General features: G+C 60.7%; 21 protein-coding genes. 19 read left to right on the top strand and 2 right to left on the bottom strand.

Annotated features, from left to right (window positions below; all coding sequences use genetic code 11):
• Window positions 1-109: 109 nt before the first annotated feature.
• From GU3_RS10100 to GU3_RS10110, 3 genes are all read left to right on the top strand, one after another.
• Window positions 110-1159, top strand: a complete 1050-nt coding sequence (locus GU3_RS10100; RefSeq protein WP_237711132.1) for a DUF1852 domain-containing protein — start codon at window positions 110-112, stop codon at window positions 1157-1159.
• Window positions 1160-1218: 59 nt separating this feature from the next.
• Complete coding sequence (locus GU3_RS10105) at window positions 1219-2247, top strand: methionine synthase (protein WP_014292438.1); 1029 nt, start codon at window positions 1219-1221, stop codon at window positions 2245-2247.
• A gap of 193 nt (window positions 2248-2440) precedes the next feature.
• Window positions 2441-2926: a low molecular weight protein-tyrosine-phosphatase gene (locus tag GU3_RS10110; RefSeq protein WP_014292439.1), complete on the top strand. Its 486-nt coding sequence runs from the start codon at window positions 2441-2443 to the stop codon at window positions 2924-2926.
• Window positions 2927-3133: 207 nt separating this feature from the next.
• Here GU3_RS10110 and rne read toward each other — a convergent pair whose 3' ends face one another.
• Window positions 3134-6103 carry a ribonuclease E gene (gene rne / locus GU3_RS10115; protein ID WP_041543107.1) on the bottom strand — a complete coding sequence of 990 codons (2970 nt, stop codon included), beginning with the start codon at window positions 6101-6103 and terminating at the stop codon, window positions 3134-3136.
• Window positions 6104-6438: 335 nt separating this feature from the next.
• Between rne and rluC the strand changes: the two genes are divergently transcribed.
• Together rluC and GU3_RS10125 are read left to right on the top strand one after the other, a co-directional pair.
• The gene (gene rluC, locus GU3_RS10120; protein ID WP_014292441.1) at window positions 6439-7389 is read left to right on the top strand and encodes a 23S rRNA pseudouridine(955/2504/2580) synthase RluC; all 951 of its coding nucleotides are present in this window, start codon (window positions 6439-6441) and stop codon (window positions 7387-7389) included.
• Entirely contained in the window at window positions 7386-8027 is a 642-nt protein-coding gene (locus tag GU3_RS10125; RefSeq protein WP_014292442.1) for an HAD family hydrolase, read from the top strand. The genes rluC and GU3_RS10125 overlap by 4 nt, the downstream gene beginning before the upstream one ends.
• Window positions 8028-8083: 56 nt before the next feature.
• Here GU3_RS10125 and GU3_RS10130 read toward each other — a convergent pair whose 3' ends face one another.
• On the bottom strand, window positions 8084-8662 hold the full coding sequence (locus GU3_RS10130) for a nucleoside triphosphate pyrophosphatase (protein WP_014292443.1): 579 nt from the start codon (window positions 8660-8662) through the stop codon (window positions 8084-8086).
• A 134-nt stretch (window positions 8663-8796) separates the two neighbouring features.
• On the opposite strand from GU3_RS10130, the gene yceD reads away from it, so the two are divergent.
• From yceD to GU3_RS10200, 14 genes are all read left to right on the top strand, one after another.
• The gene (yceD, locus tag GU3_RS10135; RefSeq protein WP_014292444.1) at window positions 8797-9318 is read left to right on the top strand and encodes a 23S rRNA accumulation protein YceD; all 522 of its coding nucleotides are present in this window, start codon (window positions 8797-8799) and stop codon (window positions 9316-9318) included.
• 21 nt (window positions 9319-9339) lie between these two features.
• Window positions 9340-9510 carry a 50S ribosomal protein L32 gene (rpmF, locus tag GU3_RS10140; RefSeq protein ID WP_014292445.1) on the top strand — a complete coding sequence of 57 codons (171 nt, stop codon included), beginning with the start codon at window positions 9340-9342 and terminating at the stop codon, window positions 9508-9510.
• Between the two features lie 10 nt (window positions 9511-9520).
• Window positions 9521-10531, top strand: coding sequence for a phosphate acyltransferase PlsX (gene plsX, locus GU3_RS10145; protein WP_014292446.1), 1011 nt, complete (start codon window positions 9521-9523; stop codon window positions 10529-10531).
• 5 nt (window positions 10532-10536) lie between these two features.
• A complete protein-coding gene (locus GU3_RS10150) occupies window positions 10537-11496 on the top strand; it encodes a beta-ketoacyl-ACP synthase III (RefSeq protein WP_014292447.1) in 960 nt (319 codons plus the stop codon).
• 11 nt (window positions 11497-11507) lie between these two features.
• Complete coding sequence (gene fabD, locus GU3_RS10155) at window positions 11508-12446, top strand: ACP S-malonyltransferase (RefSeq protein ID WP_014292448.1); 939 nt, start codon at window positions 11508-11510, stop codon at window positions 12444-12446.
• Between the two features lie 21 nt (window positions 12447-12467).
• Window positions 12468-13202 (top strand): 3-oxoacyl-ACP reductase FabG, encoded by a 735-nt coding sequence (fabG, locus tag GU3_RS10160; protein ID WP_014292449.1) that lies wholly within the window; start codon window positions 12468-12470, stop codon window positions 13200-13202.
• A 158-nt stretch (window positions 13203-13360) separates the two neighbouring features.
• The gene (gene acpP, locus GU3_RS10165) at window positions 13361-13597 is read left to right on the top strand and encodes an acyl carrier protein (RefSeq protein WP_014292450.1); all 237 of its coding nucleotides are present in this window, start codon (window positions 13361-13363) and stop codon (window positions 13595-13597) included.
• 71 nt (window positions 13598-13668) lie between these two features.
• Window positions 13669-14910: a beta-ketoacyl-ACP synthase II gene (fabF, locus tag GU3_RS10170; RefSeq protein WP_014292451.1), complete on the top strand. Its 1242-nt coding sequence runs from the start codon at window positions 13669-13671 to the stop codon at window positions 14908-14910.
• A gap of 56 nt (window positions 14911-14966) precedes the next feature.
• Window positions 14967-15758 carry an aminodeoxychorismate lyase gene (gene pabC / locus GU3_RS10175; protein WP_014292452.1) on the top strand — a complete coding sequence of 264 codons (792 nt, stop codon included), beginning with the start codon at window positions 14967-14969 and terminating at the stop codon, window positions 15756-15758.
• The gene (gene mltG / locus GU3_RS10180; RefSeq protein ID WP_014292453.1) at window positions 15742-16746 is read left to right on the top strand and encodes an endolytic transglycosylase MltG; all 1005 of its coding nucleotides are present in this window, start codon (window positions 15742-15744) and stop codon (window positions 16744-16746) included. Before pabC ends, mltG begins: the two co-directional genes overlap by 17 nt.
• A gap of 3 nt (window positions 16747-16749) precedes the next feature.
• Entirely contained in the window at window positions 16750-17373 is a 624-nt protein-coding gene (gene tmk, locus GU3_RS10185; RefSeq protein ID WP_014292454.1) for a dTMP kinase, read from the top strand.
• Complete coding sequence (gene holB / locus GU3_RS10190; protein ID WP_014292455.1) at window positions 17358-18317, top strand: DNA polymerase III subunit delta'; 960 nt, start codon at window positions 17358-17360, stop codon at window positions 18315-18317. The genes tmk and holB overlap by 16 nt, the downstream gene beginning before the upstream one ends.
• A 17-nt stretch (window positions 18318-18334) precedes the next feature.
• Window positions 18335-19123, top strand: a complete 789-nt coding sequence (locus tag GU3_RS10195; protein WP_193372553.1) for a TatD family hydrolase — start codon at window positions 18335-18337, stop codon at window positions 19121-19123.
• Between the two features lie 219 nt (window positions 19124-19342).
• On the top strand, window positions 19343-19765 hold the full coding sequence (locus tag GU3_RS10200; protein WP_014292457.1) for an NfeD family protein: 423 nt from the start codon (window positions 19343-19345) through the stop codon (window positions 19763-19765).
• The last annotated feature ends 10 nt before the right edge of the window (window positions 19766-19775 follow it).

Here is a 19775-nt window from a genome sequence, read left to right on the forward strand (position 1 = left end):
TGCGCCTTCTTATATCAAAAACCATGAAAATTGTTCATCTATCGATGAGGTAAAATCATTTTTTTTCATGAGAACGACCCTGTATAACTTACTTAACGCTTAGCTCTAGATGTCTGGACTTCCAGAAGAGCGAGGGACAGGTTCAGGTTTTATCTCAAAAAAATGGATGGACAACAGGATGAGTAACGACTTCACATTCGCGGTAAACCGCATTGCATTCGATGAACATTATCAGCCCGCAGACAGCACCCGTGCCACCACCAATTTTGCCAACCTGGCCCGGGGAGAGCGTCGTCAGGAAAACCTGCGTAATGCCTTAACGATGATTAATAATCGTTTCAATGCCACTGCGAATTGGGATAATCCCAAGGGAGAGCGTTACTCCGTTGAGCTTGAAATTATTTCCGTTGATATGGACATTGACAGTGAAGGCAAGGCGCACACCTTTCCCATCATTGAAATACTGAAAACCGTTATTGTTGATCACAAGACCAAAAAACGTATTGAAGGCATTGTGGGGAATAACTTCTCCTCTTATGTGCGGGATTATGACTTCAGTGTTTTGTTGCTGGAGCACAACAAGGGCAAGCCCGGGTTCAGCATTCCGGAAAACTTTGGGGATCTCCATGGCAAGCTGTTCAAAAGCTTTGTCAATTCCAATACCTACAAGCAGCATTTTGCCAAGCAGCCGGTGATCTGCCTGAGTGTGTCCGATAACAAGACTTATCATCAGACGGAAAACCGCCATCCCATATTGGGGGTGGAATACCTGCCCAATGAATCTTCGTTAACGGAGCAGTATTTCAAGAAGATGGGCCTGAAGGTGCGCTACTTTATGCCGCCGCACAGCGTGGCGCCCCTGGCTTTTTACTTCTTTGGCGACTTGCTGAATGATTATACGAACCTGGAGCTGATCAGCACCATCAGCACCATGGAAGCGTTCCAGAAGATTTACCGGCCTGAAATTTATAATGCCAATGCCGTGGCTGGAAAGAGCTATAAGCCTGATCTGAATAACCCGGATCATTCGGTCACTCACATTGTGTATGACCGGGAAGAGCGCAGCCAGCTGGCCATCAAACAGGGCAAACTTGCCGAAGAGAGCTTCATCAAGCCCTATAAGGCCATTCTTGAGCAGTGGTCTGCCAATTACGCCTGAAAGCATGACGCCTGAAAAACGGCGCCTGAACATTAACGAGAGCAGAAACGGAATTTATCATGACAACCTTATTACCCACGTCTACCGCGGGCAGCCTGCCCAAACCCTCCTGGCTGGCCCAGCCCGAGACCCTCTGGTCCCCCTGGAAGCTGGAAGGGGAAGAGCTGATTGACGGCAAACGCGACGCATTGCGTGTCTCGTTACAGGAGCAGCAGCATGCCGGTATTGATATTGTCAGCGACGGTGAGCAAACCCGTCAGCATTTTGTGACCACCTTTATCGAGCACCTCGACGGTGTGGATTTTGCACAGCGCAAGACCGTTAAAATCCGCAATCGTTACGAGGCCAGTGTGCCCTCGGTGGTGGGGGCGGTCAGCCGTCAGAAGCCGGTGTTTGTGGAAGATGCCAAATTCCTGCGCCGGCAAACCAGCCAGCCCATTAAATGGGCGCTGCCCGGCCCCATGACCATGATCGACACCCTGTATGATGGGCATTATAAAAGTCGTGAAAAACTGGCCTGGGAATTTGCCAAAATCCTCAATCAGGAGGCCAGAGAGCTGGAAGCCGCCGGGGTTGATATTATCCAGTTTGATGAGCCGGCCTTTAACGTCTTCTTTGATGAGGTCAACGACTGGGGTATTGCGGCGCTGGAGCGGGCCATTGAAGGCCTCAAGTGTGAAACCGCCGTGCACATCTGCTATGGCTATGGCATCAAGGCCAATACCGACTGGAAAAAGACCCTGGGCTCCGAATGGCGGCAATATGAAGAGGTCTTTCCCAGACTGCAAAAGTCCAATATCGACATTGTGTCACTGGAATGCCAGAACTCCCATGTGCCCATGGAGCTGATTGAGCTGATTCGCGGCAAAAAGGTGATGGTGGGTGCCATTGATGTGGCCACCAACCGCATTGAAACCCCGGAAGAAGTGGCAAATACCCTGCGCAAGGCCCTGCAGTTTGTGGATGCCGACAAGCTCTACCCCTGCACCAACTGCGGCATGGCGCCCCTGGCCCGTGACGTGGCCAGGGGCAAACTGAATGCCCTGAGCGCCGGGGCTACCATAGTGCGCAGAGAGTTGCTGGCTTAAGACACTGTTCTCGGGCCGGTGACGTGGATCCCCGTCGGGCTCGGGAACGGAGTTCATTAAATACACCGAGCAGGAGCCCGCCATGGCAGGCTCCTGTTTTTTTGTGTCGGTAAAATCATTTTCATCATGATCTGCAGGCCGTTGCAGTACAGAATATTATTGTCAACCATAGCAACCGAGAACAGGCAGAATAATGACGGATAACCATCAGGGAAATAAAAACAGCTACCGTGTGCTCACTGTGTGCATGGGCAATATATGCCGCTCGCCCACTGCTGAGGCGGTGCTGCGCCACAAGGCGGCGCGGGCCGGGCTGGATGTGGAGGTTGATTCGGCGGGCACCATTGGCTATCACGCCGGTGCCGGGCCGGATGCGCGAGCCAGAGCGGCGGGCGAGGCGAGGGGGTATGACTTTTCCGGTATGCGCGCCCGTCAGGTCACCGTGAGTGATTTTGAGCGTTTTGATCTGGTGCTGGCGGCCGACAAGGAAAACCTGCGGGATCTGCAGCGCTTGTGTCCGCCGGCACATGTCCACAAGGTGAAGCTGTTGCTGAGTTTTGCCGAAGGCCCCGAGCAGGAAGTGCCGGATCCCTATTATGGCGGTGAGCAGGGTTTTGAACGGGTACTGGATATGGTGGAAGCGGCCTGCGAGGGAGTGCTGAAACACCTCAAGGGTTAACCCGGGGTTTGAAGCCCTGCGTTTTGTAGCTGCCGATTTAGCTGGCAGAGCCTGTGCAACAGGCTTTAGATGCACAGTTGCTTTGAATTTGCGCCGGCTGAAGCGGCGCCTACCGCGCTTATACAAGATATTGGGTCAAGCCCGGTATGACGATAGAACAAGGTAATAAAAAAGGCTCCCGAAGGAGCCTTTTTAGATCACTGCTTATCAGGGCTTGGCCATGGGGGCCGAGGCCCGGTTACGGGCACCGGTAGTGCCTCCCTGGCGGCCGCTGGTGGCAACGGGCTGACGCACCAGGGGCGGGTAGTCCGGCTTGACGTAAGGGGCGGCTTCCACCACCGGCGGCTTGGCCATGGGGGCGGATGCCTTGCGAGCACTGGCAAAACGGCCGGCAGTCACCTTGGGCTGAGTAACCGGGGCTTCCACCTTCGGCTCGGGCTTGGCTTCGGCAACCGGGGCTTCTTCCACCTTCGGCTCGGGCTTGGCTTCGATGACCGGGGCTTCTTCCACCTTTGGCTCGGGCTTGGCTTCGGTGACCGGGGCTTCTTCCACCTTCGGCTCGGGCTTGGCTTCGGCAACCGGAGCTTCTTCCACCTTTGGCTCGGGCTTGGCTTCGGCAACCGGGGCTTCTTCCACCTTCGGCTCGGGCTTGGCTTCGGTGACCGGGGCTTCTTCCACCTTCGGCTCGGGCTTGGCTTCGGCGACCGGGGCTTCTTCCACCTTCGGCTCGGGCTTGGCTTCGGCGACCGCGGCTTCCACTTTCGGCTCGGGCTTGGTTTCGACGACCGGAGCTTCCACTTTCGGCTTTGCCTGGGCTTCAACCACCGGAGCCTCAGCCTGCTCTTCACTGGCGACCCATTTCTCTTCACCCTGTTCGGCGATCAGGGCCGCAATGCTTTCCTCACGGCGCTGGCGACGGCTGTCCTCATTGATGCGCTTGCGCTTGGGAGCGCGCTTGTGCGGCTGAGGTTGCTCGGTACGGGCCTGGGCTTCGGGCTGCTGAGCCGGCTCGGCGGCAGGCTGGGAAGCCTGAGGGCGACCTTCGCTGTCCAGGCGCACCTTTTTACGCAGTTGGCGACGCTGACGACGCTCGGCTACCGCCTGCTCTTTGGCCTGCTCGGGCTGAGCAGCAGGCGCAGCAGTGACCTCGGCGGCACAAACAGGCTCGGCTTCCCGGGCCGGTTGCTGCTCCTGTTGCGGACGGGCGGTACGCTCGGGCTGTTGTTCGCGGCGGGGCTTGCGGCGTTCACGACGCGGGCGCTCCGGTTTTTGCTCGCTACTTTCCTGAGCGGCGGCCGGCGCGGCGGGCTTCTGGCTGCGCTCTTCGTCGCGAGGCTTGCGGTTGCGGTTGCTGCCGCGGCGGTCGCCCCGATCCCGGCGATCCCGACGGTCGTTGTCGCGGTTGCCGCGCTGGCTGCGCTCGGTACTGGCCGGGGCCGGCTCGGCCACGGCGGTTTTAGCCTGTTCGGCTCCCTTGAACCAGCCGGCAATGGCGCAGAACAGCCTGCTCAGCAGGCCGGGCTGACGAGCCTGGGGGGCTTGTTGCTGCGGCTCGGGGCGGCTAGTTGCTACCGGTGCCGGGGCCGGGGCGGAAAAGCCCTGCAGCGCCGGCTGTTCGGTTTTCTGGGCCACCTGATGCTGACGTGGCTGGTAAACTGGCTGCTCGACTTCGGTTTTCAGCTCAAAGCTGGTGACGTCTTCCACGTCGCTGCTGCGTACCCGGGTCACGTCGAAGTGGGGGGTTTCCAGCTGCTCGTTGGGAATGATGTAGATGTCGACCTTGTAGCGGTTTTCCAGGCTGGCGATGGACTTGCGCTTTTCGTTGAGCAGGTAGGCGGCCACGTCCACCGGTACCTGAGCGTGGATCTGGCCGGTGTTGTCTTTCAGCGCTTCTTCCTCGATCAGGCGCAGAATGGCCAGGGCGAGGGATTCGTTGTCGCGAATGGTGCCCTGACCCAGACAGCGGGGGCACACATGGGTGCTGGACTCGCCGAGGGAAGGACGCAGCCGCTGGCGGGACATTTCCAGCAGACCGAAGCGGGAGATGCGACCCAGCTGAATGCGGGCGCGATCCTGGCGCACGGCGTCGCGCAGGCGGTTTTCCACTTCGCGCTGGTGGCGTACCGGGGTCATGTCGATAAAGTCGATCACCACCAGGCCACCCAGGTCGCGCAAACGCAGCTGGCGGGCGATCTCTTCCGCCGCTTCCAGGTTGGTCTGCAGGGCGGTTTCTTCAATGTCGCCGCCCTTGGTGGCGCGGGCGGAGTTGATGTCGATGGAGGTCAGTGCTTCGGTGGGGTCGATGACGATGCTGCCGCCGGAAGGCAGGCGCACTTCCCGCTGAAAGGCCGACTCGATCTGGCTTTCAATCTGGTAGTGGCTGAACATGGGCACTTCGCCCTCGTACAGCTTGATCCGGTTGACGAAGTCGGGACGCACCAGCTGAATGTGCTGCTTGGCCCGTTCAAACACCACGGGGTTGTCGATCAGGATCTCACCGATGTCCCGGCGCAGGTAATCCCGAATGGCACGCACGATGACGTTGCTTTCCTGGTGGATCAGGAAGGGGGCAGTGCGGCTTTCGGCGGCTTCCTGAATGGCGGTCCAGTGGGTCTTGAGTACATTCAGATCCCACTCCAGCTCTTCACCGGATTTGCCCACCCCGGCGGTGCGCACAATCAGGCCCATGCCATCGGGCAGCTTGAGGCGGGACAGAGCCTCTTTCAACTCGGTGCGCTCGTCACCCTCAATGCGCCGGGAAATGCCGCCGGCGCGGGGGTTGTTGGGCATCAGTACCAGGTAGGAGCCGGCCAGACTGATAAAGGTGGTAAGGGCCGCGCCCTTGTTGCCACGCTCTTCCTTGTCGATCTGGACGATGACTTCCTGACCTTCCTTGACCACTTCCTTGATGTTGGGGCGGCCCTGGTAGGTATAACCGGCGGGGAAGTAGTTGCGGGCAATTTCCTTCAGCGGCAAAAAGCCGTGGCGCTCGGCGCCGTAGTCGACAAAGGCGGCTTCCAGACTGGGTTCAACCCGGGTGATTTTGCCTTTGTAGATGTTGGCTTTTTTCTGCTCGTGGCCGGGGCTTTCAATATCGAGATCATACAACCTTTGCCCGTCCACCAGGGCAACGCGCAACTCCTCTTCCTGGGTTGCGTTAATTAGCATTCTTTTCATTGAGTACTCTTTTTATATGTTTTTACTGTTTTTTACAGTGTTCGTGTTACCCGGAATGGCCATTTGGCTCCGACCGACACCGGCCTCGAGTCTGTCAGCGTAGTCATTACAGCCTCCCGGCTGGCTACGCATGAGGCGCATTTTTCAGGTGTGTATCACGTCAAAGGGAGGAAAGCCCAAAGGTCGCGAACCAAACGGTGTTTCCGGGGTTTGGGTGTGTGTCTCCCCAGCCGGGAAGACACGAAAATCTCATGCATTATCACACTTTACCCACAGCCTTAGCAAGGCACCATTTTTGCAGCAAAAACACCGGCTTCGGTGGTAGAATCCCGCCCATGAAACAAGACCATCAAAGCGTGCGGCTGCTCACCATAGAGGCTGAGCATGAAGGGCAGCGCATCGACAACTTTTTACGGACTCAGCTCAAAGGCGTTCCCAAAAGCCTGATTTATCGTATTTTGCGCAAGGGTGAGGTTAGGGTTAACAAAAAGCGCATCAAGCCCGAATACAAGCTGCTGGCCGGCGATGTCATTCGCGTGCCGCCGGTGCGGGTGGCCGAACGGGAAGACGTCTTGCCGTCGGCGAAACTCGACAGCGTACAGGGCCTGGAAACGGCCATTGTGTACGAAGACGATGCCCTGCTGGTGCTGAACAAGCCCTCGGGCATGGCGGTGCATGGCGGCAGTGGCCTCAGCTTCGGGGTGATTGAAGGGCTGCGTGCCCTGCGGCCCCAGGCCCGTTTTCTGGAGCTGGTGCACCGGCTGGACCGGGACACCTCCGGCATTTTGCTGGTGGCCAAAAAGCGCAGCATGCTGCGCAGCCTGCACGAGCAGCTGCGGGAAAAAACCATGGACAAGCACTACCTGGCCCTGGTGCGTGGCCAGTGGCAGTCGCACCAGAAGGTGGTGAAGGCGCCGCTGAAGAAAAACGAGCTGGCCTCGGGCGAGCGCGTGGTGCGGGTTGATAAAGAAGGCAAGCCGTCGGAAACCCGTTTTCGCATTGTGCAGAAGTTTACCGGGGCCACCCTGGTGGAATGCAGCCCGGTCACCGGCCGTACCCATCAAATTCGCGTGCATACCCTGCACGCGGGGCACCCCATTGCCGGCGACGACAAGTACGGCGATCGTCAGTTTGATGAAAAAATGCGGGCGCAAGGGCTGGGGCGGCTGTTTTTGCACGCCTGCCGCATTCGCTTTTATCACCCGGGTAAGGAAGAAACCATGGTGCTGGAAGCGCCCCTGGAACCGGCCCTGAAAAAACTACTGACGCGCATGGCCGCCTCATGAAATATGAACTGGTGATCTTTGACTGGGACGGCACCCTGATGGACTCGGTGGCGCGCATTGTGTCCTGCATGCAGGCCGCAGCCAGCGACTGTGGTCAGCGGGTGCCCACCCCTGAGGCGGTGCGGCATATTATCGGGCTCAGCCTGTACAGGGCCTTCCCGGTGCTGTTCGGCGACTTGTCGCCCGCGGAAAGCGATGGTCTGTTGCAGGCTTATCGGCGTCATTATCTGGAGCTGAACACCACACCGTCGCCGCTGTTTGCCGGCGCTGCCGACACCCTGGCCGGGTTGCACCGGGGCGGGTACCGGCTGGCGGTGGCCACCGGCAAGGCGAGAGAGGGGCTGGATTCGGTACTGGCCGATACCGGCCTCGGGCATCTGTTTCACGCCCTGCGCGGCGCCGACCAGGCCCGCTCCAAGCCGGATCCGCTGATGCTGGCGCAGATCCTCGAAGAACTGCGGTTGGCGCCGTCGCAGGCGGTGATGGTGGGGGACTCCAGTTACGACTTGGCCATGGCCGAAGCCATCGGCATGGACCGTATCGGCGTTACCTACGGCGTGCACAGTCGCGATCAGCTCGGTGTGCACGGGCCGGTGGCGCTGATCGACGATATTCGCCATCTGCCCCAGTGGCTTTGACTGCGTGAGGGGAGAGACGTTGGACGTGAAACGTAAGACGTCCAACGTTCAACGTCTCACGGCACTTCCACCCCGAATTCTGTCAGCAGGTCGACCAGGGCGATCAGCGGCAGCCCCACCAGGCTGTTGGGATCTCGGCCGTCCATTCGTTCAAACAGGCTGATGCCGAGGCCTTCGCACTTAAAGGCGCCGGCACAGTCCAGGGCCGGTTCGCGGTCGAGATAGCGGTCAATTTGCGCGAGGGTCAGTGGGCGAAAGTCCACGTGAAAGGGCTCGACCAGGGACGCCCGCCGGCCCGAGGCAATGTCGTGCACGCACAGGCCGGTATAAAAGGAGACCCGTTTGCCGGCGGCGGCCTGCAATTGCCGGCGGGCGTTTTCCCGCGTGCCGGGTTTGCCCAGCAACTGATTGCCGTTTACGCACACCTGATCCGAGCCGATCACCAGCCCTTCCCGGTATTCCGCGGCCACCGCCGCCGCCTTGTGTTCGGCCAGTCGCAGGGCCAGCTGCTCACCGCTTTCGCCGGGACGGGGCCTTTCATCAATGTGCGGGCTGTGGCAGGCAAAGTCGAGCCCAAGGCGGGCCAGCAGGGCACGGCGGTAGGGAGACGAGGAGGCAAGAATCAGGGAAGGCATGAAGTGACCCGGTTAAAAGCATGTCTGGGGGCGATTCTAGCGCCGTGCCCGGCTGCTGACAAACGGCGGCGGGGCGCCGGTGGCGCCATTTTCCCTTTGACTCCGGTGAAGTGGCGCTATAATATGCGCGCCTTATGGAAAAGGTAAAGTTGCCCATCAAGGTTGACCCCGTTCGCTGCGCCAATAAACGCCTGGATTATCAGGGTGTTTTTGATGCAGCACTGATGCCCAGACTGGCGGAGTCAACCCAAGGTATCCATGGTGATATCGACGTCTCTCTGAGCTTTGGTACCGATGCCCAGGGGTTACGCCTGATGTCGGGTCATGCCCGTGCACAGGTCACCCTTCAGTGCCAGCGCTGTAATGAGCCGTTCGACACAACCATAGAGTCCGAGTTTACGTACACGCCTTTGCGTGAAAATGCCGAGGCGCCGGAGCTGCCGGAAGCGTACGAGACGTTTGAGGCGGATGAATTCGGGGAAATCAATCTGGCTGAGACCATTGAGGATGAACTCATCCTTGCTTTGCCCCTGGTGCCTGCCCATGAAAATGAGCACTGTGCCGAAGGCAAGTACGATCTGAGCTATGGCGACATTCCCGAAGCCGAAGAGCGTCCGAATCCTTTCGCGATTCTGGAAGAGCTGAAACGAAAGTAACTGATTTAGGAGTTAGGTCAAATGGCCGTACAACAGAACCGTAAAACCCGTTCCAAGCGTGGTATGCGTCGTTCACACGATGCCCTGAGCACTGCCAACCTGTCTGTGGACCAGACCACCGGTGAAACTCATCGTCGTCACCACGTGACTGCCGATGGCTTCTACCGTGGCCAAAAGGTAATCGCCAAGTAAGGGTTGCCCTTTGCCGCAGCTGACCGTTGCGCTTGATATGATGGGGGGCGACTTTGGCCCTCCGGTTACAGTGCCTGCCGCCGCGCAGGCACTGTCGCTTTTACCCGATCTCAACCTGCATTTGTTCGGGTCCCGCGCGGCGCTGTCCCCCTGGCTTGATCGCTGTAACCTGAACGCTCATGAGCGGGTTCGGGTGCATTACTGTACCCAACAGGTGACCAACGAGCACAAGGCCGGCTTCGCCCTGCGCCACCTGACCGATTCCTCCATGCGCCAGGCCCTCGATGCCCTGGCTCGGGGCGAGGCCCAGGCCTGCGTCAGCGGCGGCAATACCGGCGCGCTGATGGCGCTGGCGGTGAAAGTGGTGCATACCCTGCCGGGGGTGGACCGGCCGGCCCTGATCACCCGTTTGCCGCAGACCGATGGCAGCCATGCCCTGTTGCTGGACGTGGGCGCCAATGTCTGTTGCGATGCCGGCCAGCTGACGCAGTTTGCCCTGATGGGGGATGCGGTGGCACGTCATGTGCTGGCGCAGCCAAACCCCAGAGTGGCGTTGCTGAACGTGGGCGCCGAAGCCAACAAGGGCAACGAGGCCGTGCGCCAGGCGGCCCGCCGCCTGAAAGCGCAGCCAGCGCTGAATTTTACCGGCTACATAGAAGGCAATGATCTTTTTTCCGGTACCGCCGACGTCATTGTCTGTGACGGTTTTGTCGGCAATGTGGCGCTGAAAACCAGTGAAGGGGTTGCCCGGTTGTTGCTGGGTGCGGGTAAAAAGCGGGGGTTCTGGTGGAAGCTGCTGGGTATCTGGCTGAAGCGGCGGCTTTCTCATCTGAACCCAGACCAGTATAATGGGGCCAGTCTGATAGGATTACGTTCCAGTGTGGTAAAAAGCCACGGGAGCGCAGGATCACCCGCCTTCTTGAATGCGATTCTGCAGGCCGTCGCCGAAACCGAGCATCAGCTGCCTGCGAAAATCGCGCATCTTTTTGATACTGCCCCTCAGGACAGTCACGCAAGATAACGCCTATGAACAGTAAAATTTTGGGAACCGGCAGCTACCTGCCTCAGGATGTGCGTACCAACGCCGACCTGGAAAGAATGGTAGAAACCAGTGATCAGTGGATCGTGGAGCGTACCGGTATCCGCGAGCGCCGCATTGCCGGTGCCGAAGAAACCGTGGCCACCATGTCTTACGGCGCCGCCCTGCGGGCCCTGGATGCCGCCGGCATTGAAGCGCAGCAGCTCGACATGATAGTGCTGGCCACCACCAGTGGCGACAATGCCTTTCCGGCCGCCGCCTGTGAAGTGCAGGCCCTGCTCAAGGTCCCCGGCATTCCGGCCTTTGACATCGCCGCCGCCTGCGCCGGCTTCAGCTACGCCCTGAGCGTGGCCGATCAGTTTATCAAGAGCGGCCAGGCCCGCCACGTGCTGGTGATCGGCGCCGACGCCCTGTCGCGTATGTGCGACCCGGAAGACCGCTCCACCATTATTCTCTTTGGGGATGGTGCCGGTGCCGTGGTGCTGGGTGCCAGCGAAGAGCCGGGCATTCTGTCCACCCATCTGCATGCCGACGGCGCCTATGGCGAGCTGCTCAAGCTGCCCCATCGCCAGCGCGGTGTAACGGGCACCGAAATGGATGCCTACATGCACATGAAGGGCAACGAAGTGTTCAAGGTGGCCGTAAGCCGCCTGAGCGACATCGTGACCCAGACCCTGGAGGCCAACGGCATCGACAAGTCGGAGCTCGACTGGCTGGTGCCCCACCAGGCCAACTACCGCATTATCAACGCCACCGCCCGCAAGCTGAACATGCCCATCGAGCGGGTCATTCTGACCCTCGACAAGCACGGCAATACCTCGGCGGCCAGTGTGCCCATCGCCCTGGACGAAGGGGTGCGTGACGGCCGCATTCAGCGTGGCCATCTGGTGCTGCTGGAAGCCTTTGGCGGCGGCTTTGCCTGGGGCTCGGCCCTGGTACGTTTTTAAGAGGAACTTCAATGTCTTTTGCCATTACTTTTCCCGGACAGGGATCCCAGGCGGTGGGCATGCTCGCGGGCGTGCTGGCCGACCACGACATCGTGAAACAGACCTTTGCCGAGGCGTCAGACGCCCTGGGCTACGATCTGGCCGCCCTGGTGCTGAACGGCCCGGCGGAAGAGCTGAACCAAACCTGGCGCACCCAGCCGGCGCTGCTGACGGCCTCCGTCGCCCTGTACCGCCTGTGGCAACAGCAGGGTGGGGCAGTGCCTGCGGTCATGGCCGGACACAGCCTGGGTGAATACTCCGCCCTGGTGTGTGCCGGTGTGCTGAGCCTGGCCGACGGCGTTAAGCTGGTGGAGCTGCGCGGCAAGCTGATGCAGGAAGCCGTGCCCGAAGGCACCGGCGCCATGTCCGCCATTATTGGCCTCGACAACGACACCATTATTGCCAACTGCGAAAAGGCCGCCGAAGGTGAGGTGGTGTCGGCGGTGAATTTCAACTCGCCGGGTCAGGTGGTGATCGCCGGCAACAAGGCCGCCGTGGAGCGCGCCAACGCCCTGATGAAGGAAAGCGGCGCCAAGCGCGCATTGCCCCTGCCGGTGAGCGTGCCTTCCCACTGCGCGCTGATGAAGCCCGCCGCCGATCGACTGGCCGAAACCCTGAACACCATGAGCTTCAACGCGCCGGTCGTGCCCGTGCTCAATAACGTGGACGTGGCGGCCGAAACCAGCCCGGCCGCCATCAAGGACGCCCTGGTACGCCAGCTTTACAGCCCGGTGCGCTGGACCGACACCGTGGAAACCATGGCGGAGCAGGGCGTGACCCTGGCACTGGAAGTGGGCCCGGGCAAGGTACTGACCGGCCTGGCCAAGCGTATCGACAAGCGGGTAGAAGGCCTGGCGGTAAACGACGACGCCAGCCTGCAAGCGGCCCTGGCTGCCGTTAACGGTCTGTAATTTCCGAGTAAAGGAGTGAATATGAGCTTTTCCGGTAAAGTAGTGCTGGTCACCGGGGCCAGCCGTGGCATCGGCCGGGCCACCGCCGAACTGTTTGCCGAGCGTGGCGCCACCGTCATCGGTACCGCCACCAGCGACAAGGGCGCCGAGGCGATCAGCGCCTACCTGGGCGACAAGGGCACCGGCCTGGTATTGAACGTGACCGACGCCGCGTCCCTGGAAGCGACCCTGGCCACCATCAAGGAGCGGTTCGGCGACATCGACGTACTGGTCAACAACGCCGGCATCACCCGCGACAACCTGATGATGCGCATGAAGGACGAGGAGTGGCAGGACATTATCGACACCAACCTTACCTCCGTGTTCCGTTTGTCCAAGGCGGTACTGCGCTCCATGATGAAAAAGCGCTTTGGCCGCATTGTGACCATCGGCTCCGTGGTGGGCACCATGGGCAACGCCGGCCAGGCCAACTACGCGGCCGCCAAGGCGGGCCTGATCGGCTTCAGCAAGTCCCTGGGCCGGGAAGTGGCGTCCCGCGGCATTACCGTGAACGTGGTGGCCCCCGGTTTTATTGAAACCGACATGACGCGCGCATTGAATGACGAGCAGCGAGCCGGTATCTTGTCACAGGTTCCGGCCCAGCGTCTGGGCGATCCCAAAGAGATTGCATCCGCCGTGGCCTTTTTGGCGTCGGATGAAGCCGGCTACATTACCGGCGAAACGCTGCACGTTAACGGCGGCATGTACATGGTGTGATGAAAATCACCACAGTTGGCACCTGTTTGGCGGAAAATGCGGCACTTTTCGTATGAATTCTGGTTAGACCAGCCCCAAACAGGCTTGCAAACGACGGTTATTTTTATACACTACCGCAACGACACGCACTTGCGTATTTCTAAAGGAAAATACTGGTCATGAGCAACATCGAAGAACGCGTAAAGAAAATCATCGTAGAGCAACTGGGCGTTAAGGAAGAAGAAGTTAAATCCGAAGCTTCCTTCGTTGATGATCTGGGCGCGGATTCCCTGGACACCGTTGAACTGGTAATGGCTCTGGAAGAAGAGTTCGATACCGAGATTCCTGACGAAGAAGCGGAAAAAATCACCACCGTTCAAGCCGCGATCGACTACATCAACGCTAACCAGGAATAACAAACCTGTACCGGAGTGGCGCCCGCCACTTCGGTTTTTTTCTTGTTTAAATCCCATTCGGAGGCGCTCCTGTGTCAAAACGCAGAGTCGTGGTGACTGGCCTCGGTATGCTATCTCCTGTCGGAAACTCGGTCGATGCCAGCTGGCAGGCCCTGCTGGCAGGTCAAAGTGGCATTACCAACATCGATCATTTTGATACTACCGATTACCCCACCAAGTTTGCCGGCCTGGTCAAGGATTTTGACCCGGAAGCGCATGGCATTGCCAAGAAAGAAGCCCGCAAGATGGATCTGTTTATTCAGTACGGCATTGCCGCTGGCCTGCAGGCCTTTGCGGACGCCGGACTGGAGATCACGGAAGCCAATGCGGACCGGATTGGCGTGTCCATCGGCTCCGGCATTGGCGGACTCGGTCTGATCGAGCAGAACCATACCAGCCTGATGAACAGCGGCCCGCGCAAGCTGAGCCCGTTCTTCGTGCCGTCCACCATCATCAACATGGTGTCCGGCCATCTGTCGATCATGAAAGGCCTGCGCGGCCCCAACATCGCCGCCACCACTGCCTGTACCACCGGTACCCACAGCATTGGTCTGGCCGCGCGCATGATCGCCTACGGCGACGCCGACGCCATGCTGGCCGGCGGCACCGAAAAAGCCTCCACGCCCATGGGCATGGGGGGCTTTGCCGCCGCCCGCGCCCTGTCTACCCGCAACGACGCGCCGCAACAGGCCAGTCGCCCCTGGGACAAGGAGCGCGACGGCTTTGTACTGGGTGACGGCGCCGGTGTGGTGATGCTGGAAGAATACGAGCACGCCCTGGCCCGTGGCGCCACCATCTATGCGGAGCTGGTCGGCTTTGGCATGAGCGGCGACGCCCATCACATGACGGCGCCGCCCGACGACGGCAGCGGTGCCGCCGCCGCCATGGTCAACGCCCTGCGCGACGCCAAACTGGATCCGGCCCTGGTGGGTTACATCAATGCCCACGGCACGTCCACGCCGCTGGGGGATGTGGCCGAGCTGAAGGCGGTGAAGAAGGTCTTTGGCGATCATGCCGGCAAGCTGCTGGTGAGCTCCACCAAATCGATGACCGGTCACCTGCTCGGTGCCGCCGGTGCGGTGGAAGCCATCATTACCGTGCTGGCCCTGCGTGATCAAATTGCCCCGCCCACCATCAACCTGGACAACCCGGATGATGAGTGCGATCTGGATCTGGTACCGCACCAGGCCCGCAAGGCGGAGTTTGAGTATGCCCTGTCCAACTCCTTCGGGTTTGGCGGCACCAATGGCTCATTGATCTTCAAACGCATATAATGGCCCTTCGGCCAGAAACAGCCCGGCCATGTGCCGGGCTTTTTTTATCGGAACCCATGCAGAACATACTTTATTCACAGGAGCCGGCACTGACCCGGGGCTGGCAACTGGGCGACGGCCATTTCACCACCATGCACGCCCGGCGCGGCCGGGTACGGCTGTGGCCGCTGCACCGGGCCCGGCTGGTGGACGCCTGCCGCCGGCTGCACATGGCCGAGCCCGACTGGACGGCCATCGACGCCGAACTGGCGGCGCTGCCGGACGAGGACGATCGCGTGGTGCGCCTGACGTTGTTGCGCGGCCCCGGTGGCCGGGGTTACGGTATTGCCGGCTGCGGCGATACCACGGTGGCGCTGAACCTGGCGCCCTTTCCCGCCCATTATGTGCACTGGCGTGAGCAGGGCATTGAACTTGGCCTGTGTGAAGGCCGCCTGGGCAGCTCACCCTTGCTGGCGGGGCTGAAGACCATCAACCGGCTGGAGCAGGTGCTGCTGAAGGCCGAACTTGAAAGCCGGAGCCTTGCCGAAGGCGTGGTACTGAACGAGCAGGGCCGAGTGATGGAGGCGGTGACCGCCAACCTGTTCTGGCGCCAGGGCGAGACGGTCTTTACCCCGGTGCTTGCCACCGGCGGCGTGCACGGCACCCTGCGGGCCTGGGTGATGCACGAGCTGGGTGCGCGGGTGCAGCAGGTCGGTGCTGAGCCCGAGGCCCTTTATCGCGCCGATGAAATCTGGCTGACCAACGCCCTGATGGGCCTGGTGCCGGTGCACACCTTTGCCGGACGGCCACTGCCCGGGGACTATTCCATGACGAGAGCACTACAACACCGCTATGAGCAAATTGATTAAGGGGCTGAAGGGCGCCGTGCTGGCGGCCACCCTGGCGGGCCTGGGGCTGGTCGGTTACGGCTACCACCAGTGGCAGAAGCTGGAAAACATGACCATCACGCCCGGAGAGCACCCGCTGTTTGTGGTGCACCGAGGTGAAACCGCCCTGCAACTGACTGGCCGGCTCAGCCCCGGGCTGCCGGCCCTGCACCGCAAGCTGTGGCTGAAACTGCACCCGGAGCTGGCGGCGGTGCGCCAGGGCACCTACAAGCTGGATGACAATACCTCCCTGCGTGAGGCCCTCACCAAATTCGTGAACGGCGATATCTACCGGCTGAACGTGACCCTGGTGGAAGGCCTGCGCCTGTCCGACTGGCAGGCACGGCTGGCCGGTGCCGAATATCTGGAACATACCCTGGAGGGTGTCAGCGAAGCGGAGCTGGCCGAGCGGCTGGGGGTGGAGCACGACAAGCTGGAAGGCCTGTTCCTGCCCGAGACCTACAACTACACTCCCGGTGACAGCGATCTGGATGTGCTGGCGCGGGCCTATGCCCATATGCAGGATTTTCTCAACGAGGCCTGGGAAGCGCGAGCCCCCAACCTGCCCATCAAGACCCCTTACGAGGCGCTGATTTTGGCGTCCATCATCGAAAAGGAAACCGGCATTGCCGAAGAGCGGCCGATGATCGCGTCCGTGTTTGTGAACCGGCTGCGCCGGGGCATGCGGCTGCAGACCGATCCCACCGTGATCTACGGCATGGGCGAGGACTATGACGGCAACATTCGCAAGCGGGATCTGCAGACCCACACGCCCTACAACACCTATGTGATCGACGGTCTGCCGCCCACACCCATTGCCATGCCCAGCCAGGAGGCCATTCGCGCCGCCCTGAACCCGGCCGAGAGCAAGTATTACTATTTTGTGGCCATGGGCGAGGGACGCCATTACTTCTCCAAAAATCTGCGCGAGCACAACAACGCGGTGCGCCGCTACATTCTGAACAGGTAAGCCATGAGCCGTTTTATTGTGATTGAAGGCCTGGAAGGCGCCGGCAAAAGCACGGTGCAGGCCCATGTGGTGCACTGGCTTGAAGCCCAGGGCCACAGGGTGATCACCACCCGGGAGCCCGGTGGCACGCCGCTGGCGGAAAAAATGCGCGCCCTGGTGAAGGAGGTGCACGAAGAACAACTCACCGTGGAAGCCGAGCTGCTGCTGATGTACGCCGCCCGGGTGCAACTGGTGAAAAACCGCATTCAGCCGGCCCTGCGGGACGGCATCTGGGTGGTGGGCGACCGCCACGATCTCTCCTCCCAGGCCTATCAGGGCGGTGGCCGGGGCATAGATGCGGGCCTGATTCGTCAGATCAAGCAGGCGGTGCTGGGGGACTTTAAACCGGATCTGACCCTGTACCTCGACATTGACCCGGCTCAGGGACTGGCCCGGGCCCGTGGCCGGGGCGAGCTGGACCGCATTGAGCTGGAAAATATCGACTTTTTCGAGCGCACCCGGGCCCGTTATCTGGAGCTGGTGCAGGCCGACCCCAATTGCGAGCTGATCGATGCGTCCGGCAACGAGCAGGAAGTGAAAGCGCGGGTGCTGGCCTGCCTGGAGCGACGACTGTGTACGGCTGGCTGACGCCGGTGTGGCAGCCGCTGCTGCAGGGGGTGCGTGAACGCCGCCTGGGCCACGGCCTGCTGCTCAAGGGCATGGCGGGCCTGGGCAAGCGCGAGCTGGCCGGCAAGCTGGCCACCGCCTTATTATGCCAACATACAAGTAATGCCCCTTGCGGCATGTGCCATGCCTGCGAACTCAATGCCGCCGGCAGCCATTCCGACTTGCAGGTGGTGGGCCGGGAAGGGCGGAGCATCGGCATCGACGCCATTCGCGAACTCAGCCGCATCATGAGCGAGAGCGCCCGCCTGGGGCACGGCAAGGTGGCCATTATCGAGCGGGCCGAGCTGATGACAGAAGCCGCCGCCAATGCCCTGCTGAAAACCCTGGAAGAGCCGGCGGGCGAGGCCACGCTGATCCTGGTGTCGTCGCAACCGGAGCGGCTGCTGCCGACGCTCATCAGTCGCTGCCAGCAGTGGCTGGTGCCGTTGCCGGATACTCAGCTGGCACTGGCCTGGCTGAAGGAGCAGGGGGTGGCCGCCACGGCGGCGGCGCTCAGCGTCAACCAGGGCTCGCCGCTGCAGACCCTGGACTACCTGAACACGGGCGCCGACGACAAACGGCTGCAGTTGCTCACGGCGCTGGTGAGCCTGGGGGAAGCGCCCACTCAGCTGCCGATGGTACAGGCGGGACTGCTGGAGCAGCCGGTGCACCTGGTGTGGGTGCAGTTATTGCTGCAGGATGCGCTGCAAACCGCCCTGGGGGTGCGTGCGTCCCTGAAACTCGACGACTGTCGCCGCCTAAGCGCACGATTGGCGCGGCTGGGCTTCATGACGTTGCATGAGCTTAATAACGAACTGCTGGCGCTGCGTCGCCGGTTGCAGCCGGGGCAGGGCAGGCCCATGAATGCCGGCCTGCAGCTGAGCCAGTGGCTGCGCCGGCTGCAACAGACACTGACCCATGAATAACCGATTTACTGGAGCCGATTTTGCTGGTTGATTCCCATTGCCACCTCGACAAACTCGATTACGGCAAAAAACACAAATCCATGGACGAGGCCATTGCCAAGGCCGCCCAACGCGGCGTAAACCACATGCTGTGCATTGGCGTGGGGCTGTCGTCCTTTCCCGACATGCTGAAGGCGATTGCGCCTTACCCCCAGGTGTTTGCATCCTGCGGCGTGCACCCGCTGCACCAGCATGATGAACAAAACGATCCGGCGCTGCTGCGCCGGCTGGCGGATCATCCTGCGGTGGTGGCCATTGGTGAAACCGGGCTGGATTATTTCTACGCGCCGGAGACCGCCGACCTGCAAAAACGCTCCTTTGAGCAGCATGTGGACGTGGCGGTTGAGCTGAACAAGCCGCTGATCATTCACACCCGCAATGCCCAGCAAGACACCCTGGAGATTTTGCGCCAGGGCAATGCCGACAAGGTGGGCGGTGTGCTGCACTGCTTTACCGAATCGTTGGAGATGGCCGAAGCGGCCATGGAGCTGGGTTTTTACATTTCCATTTCCGGCATTGTCACCTTTCGCAGCGCCGATGCCCTGCGCGAAGTGGTCAAGGCCCTGCCGCTGGAGCGGCTGCTGGTGGAAACCGACTCCCCCTGGCTGGCCCCGGTGCCGTTCCGGGGTGAGGAAAACGAGCCCGCCTACACCCGCACCGTGGCCGAGTATGTGGCCCAGCTCAAGGGCGTGCCCTATGAGCAGGTGGCCGAGCAAACCACGGCCAACTTCTTTGAGCTGTTTAAACTGGCCAAACCGGTGATGTGAGGGGTAAGGCGCAGACATTTTCTTTCTTGTTCCCATGCTCAGCGTGGGAACGCATAATCCCCAATCCCCAATCCCCAATCCCCAATCCCCAATCCCCAATCCCCAATCCCCAATCCCCAATTCCCAATCCCCAATCCCCAATCCCCAATCCCGCGCTTCCAGCTTCACTTCTGCTCCTCTATAGTAATCACTGTTCCATTTGCATCTGAGGTGAAACACGTGCTTGCCTGGCATCTCTGGCTGATTGCCGCCCTGGTGTTATTGCTGGCCGAACTGCTCGGCACCGGCTTTTTTGCCTTTGCCATGGGGCTGGCGGCCCTGGGCGCCATGGCCGCGGCGCTGCTCGGGGCGGGGGCCACCGGTCAGTGGTTTACCTTTGCCATTGCCACCGCTGTGCTGGCGCCGCTGCTGAAAAAGGCCTTTCGTCAGTATGCGCCTTCCCGCCGCAAAAGCGGCCTGGCCGGCGAAAGCCGTCATCAAACCGGAAAACTGGTACGCCATCATAGCGGTGAGCTGCGGCTGAGGCTTGAGGGGGATCTGTTTATGGTGCGGGCCCAGCCCGGCACCGAGCTGAAGGAAGGTGACGAAGTGGAAATCGTCCGTTTCGACGGCATTACCGCTATTGTTAAACAACCCGACTAATTCCAACGAG

It is taken from the genome of Oceanimonas sp. GK1 (assembly GCF_000243075.1).
GTDB lineage: Bacteria > Pseudomonadota > Gammaproteobacteria > Enterobacterales > Aeromonadaceae > Oceanimonas.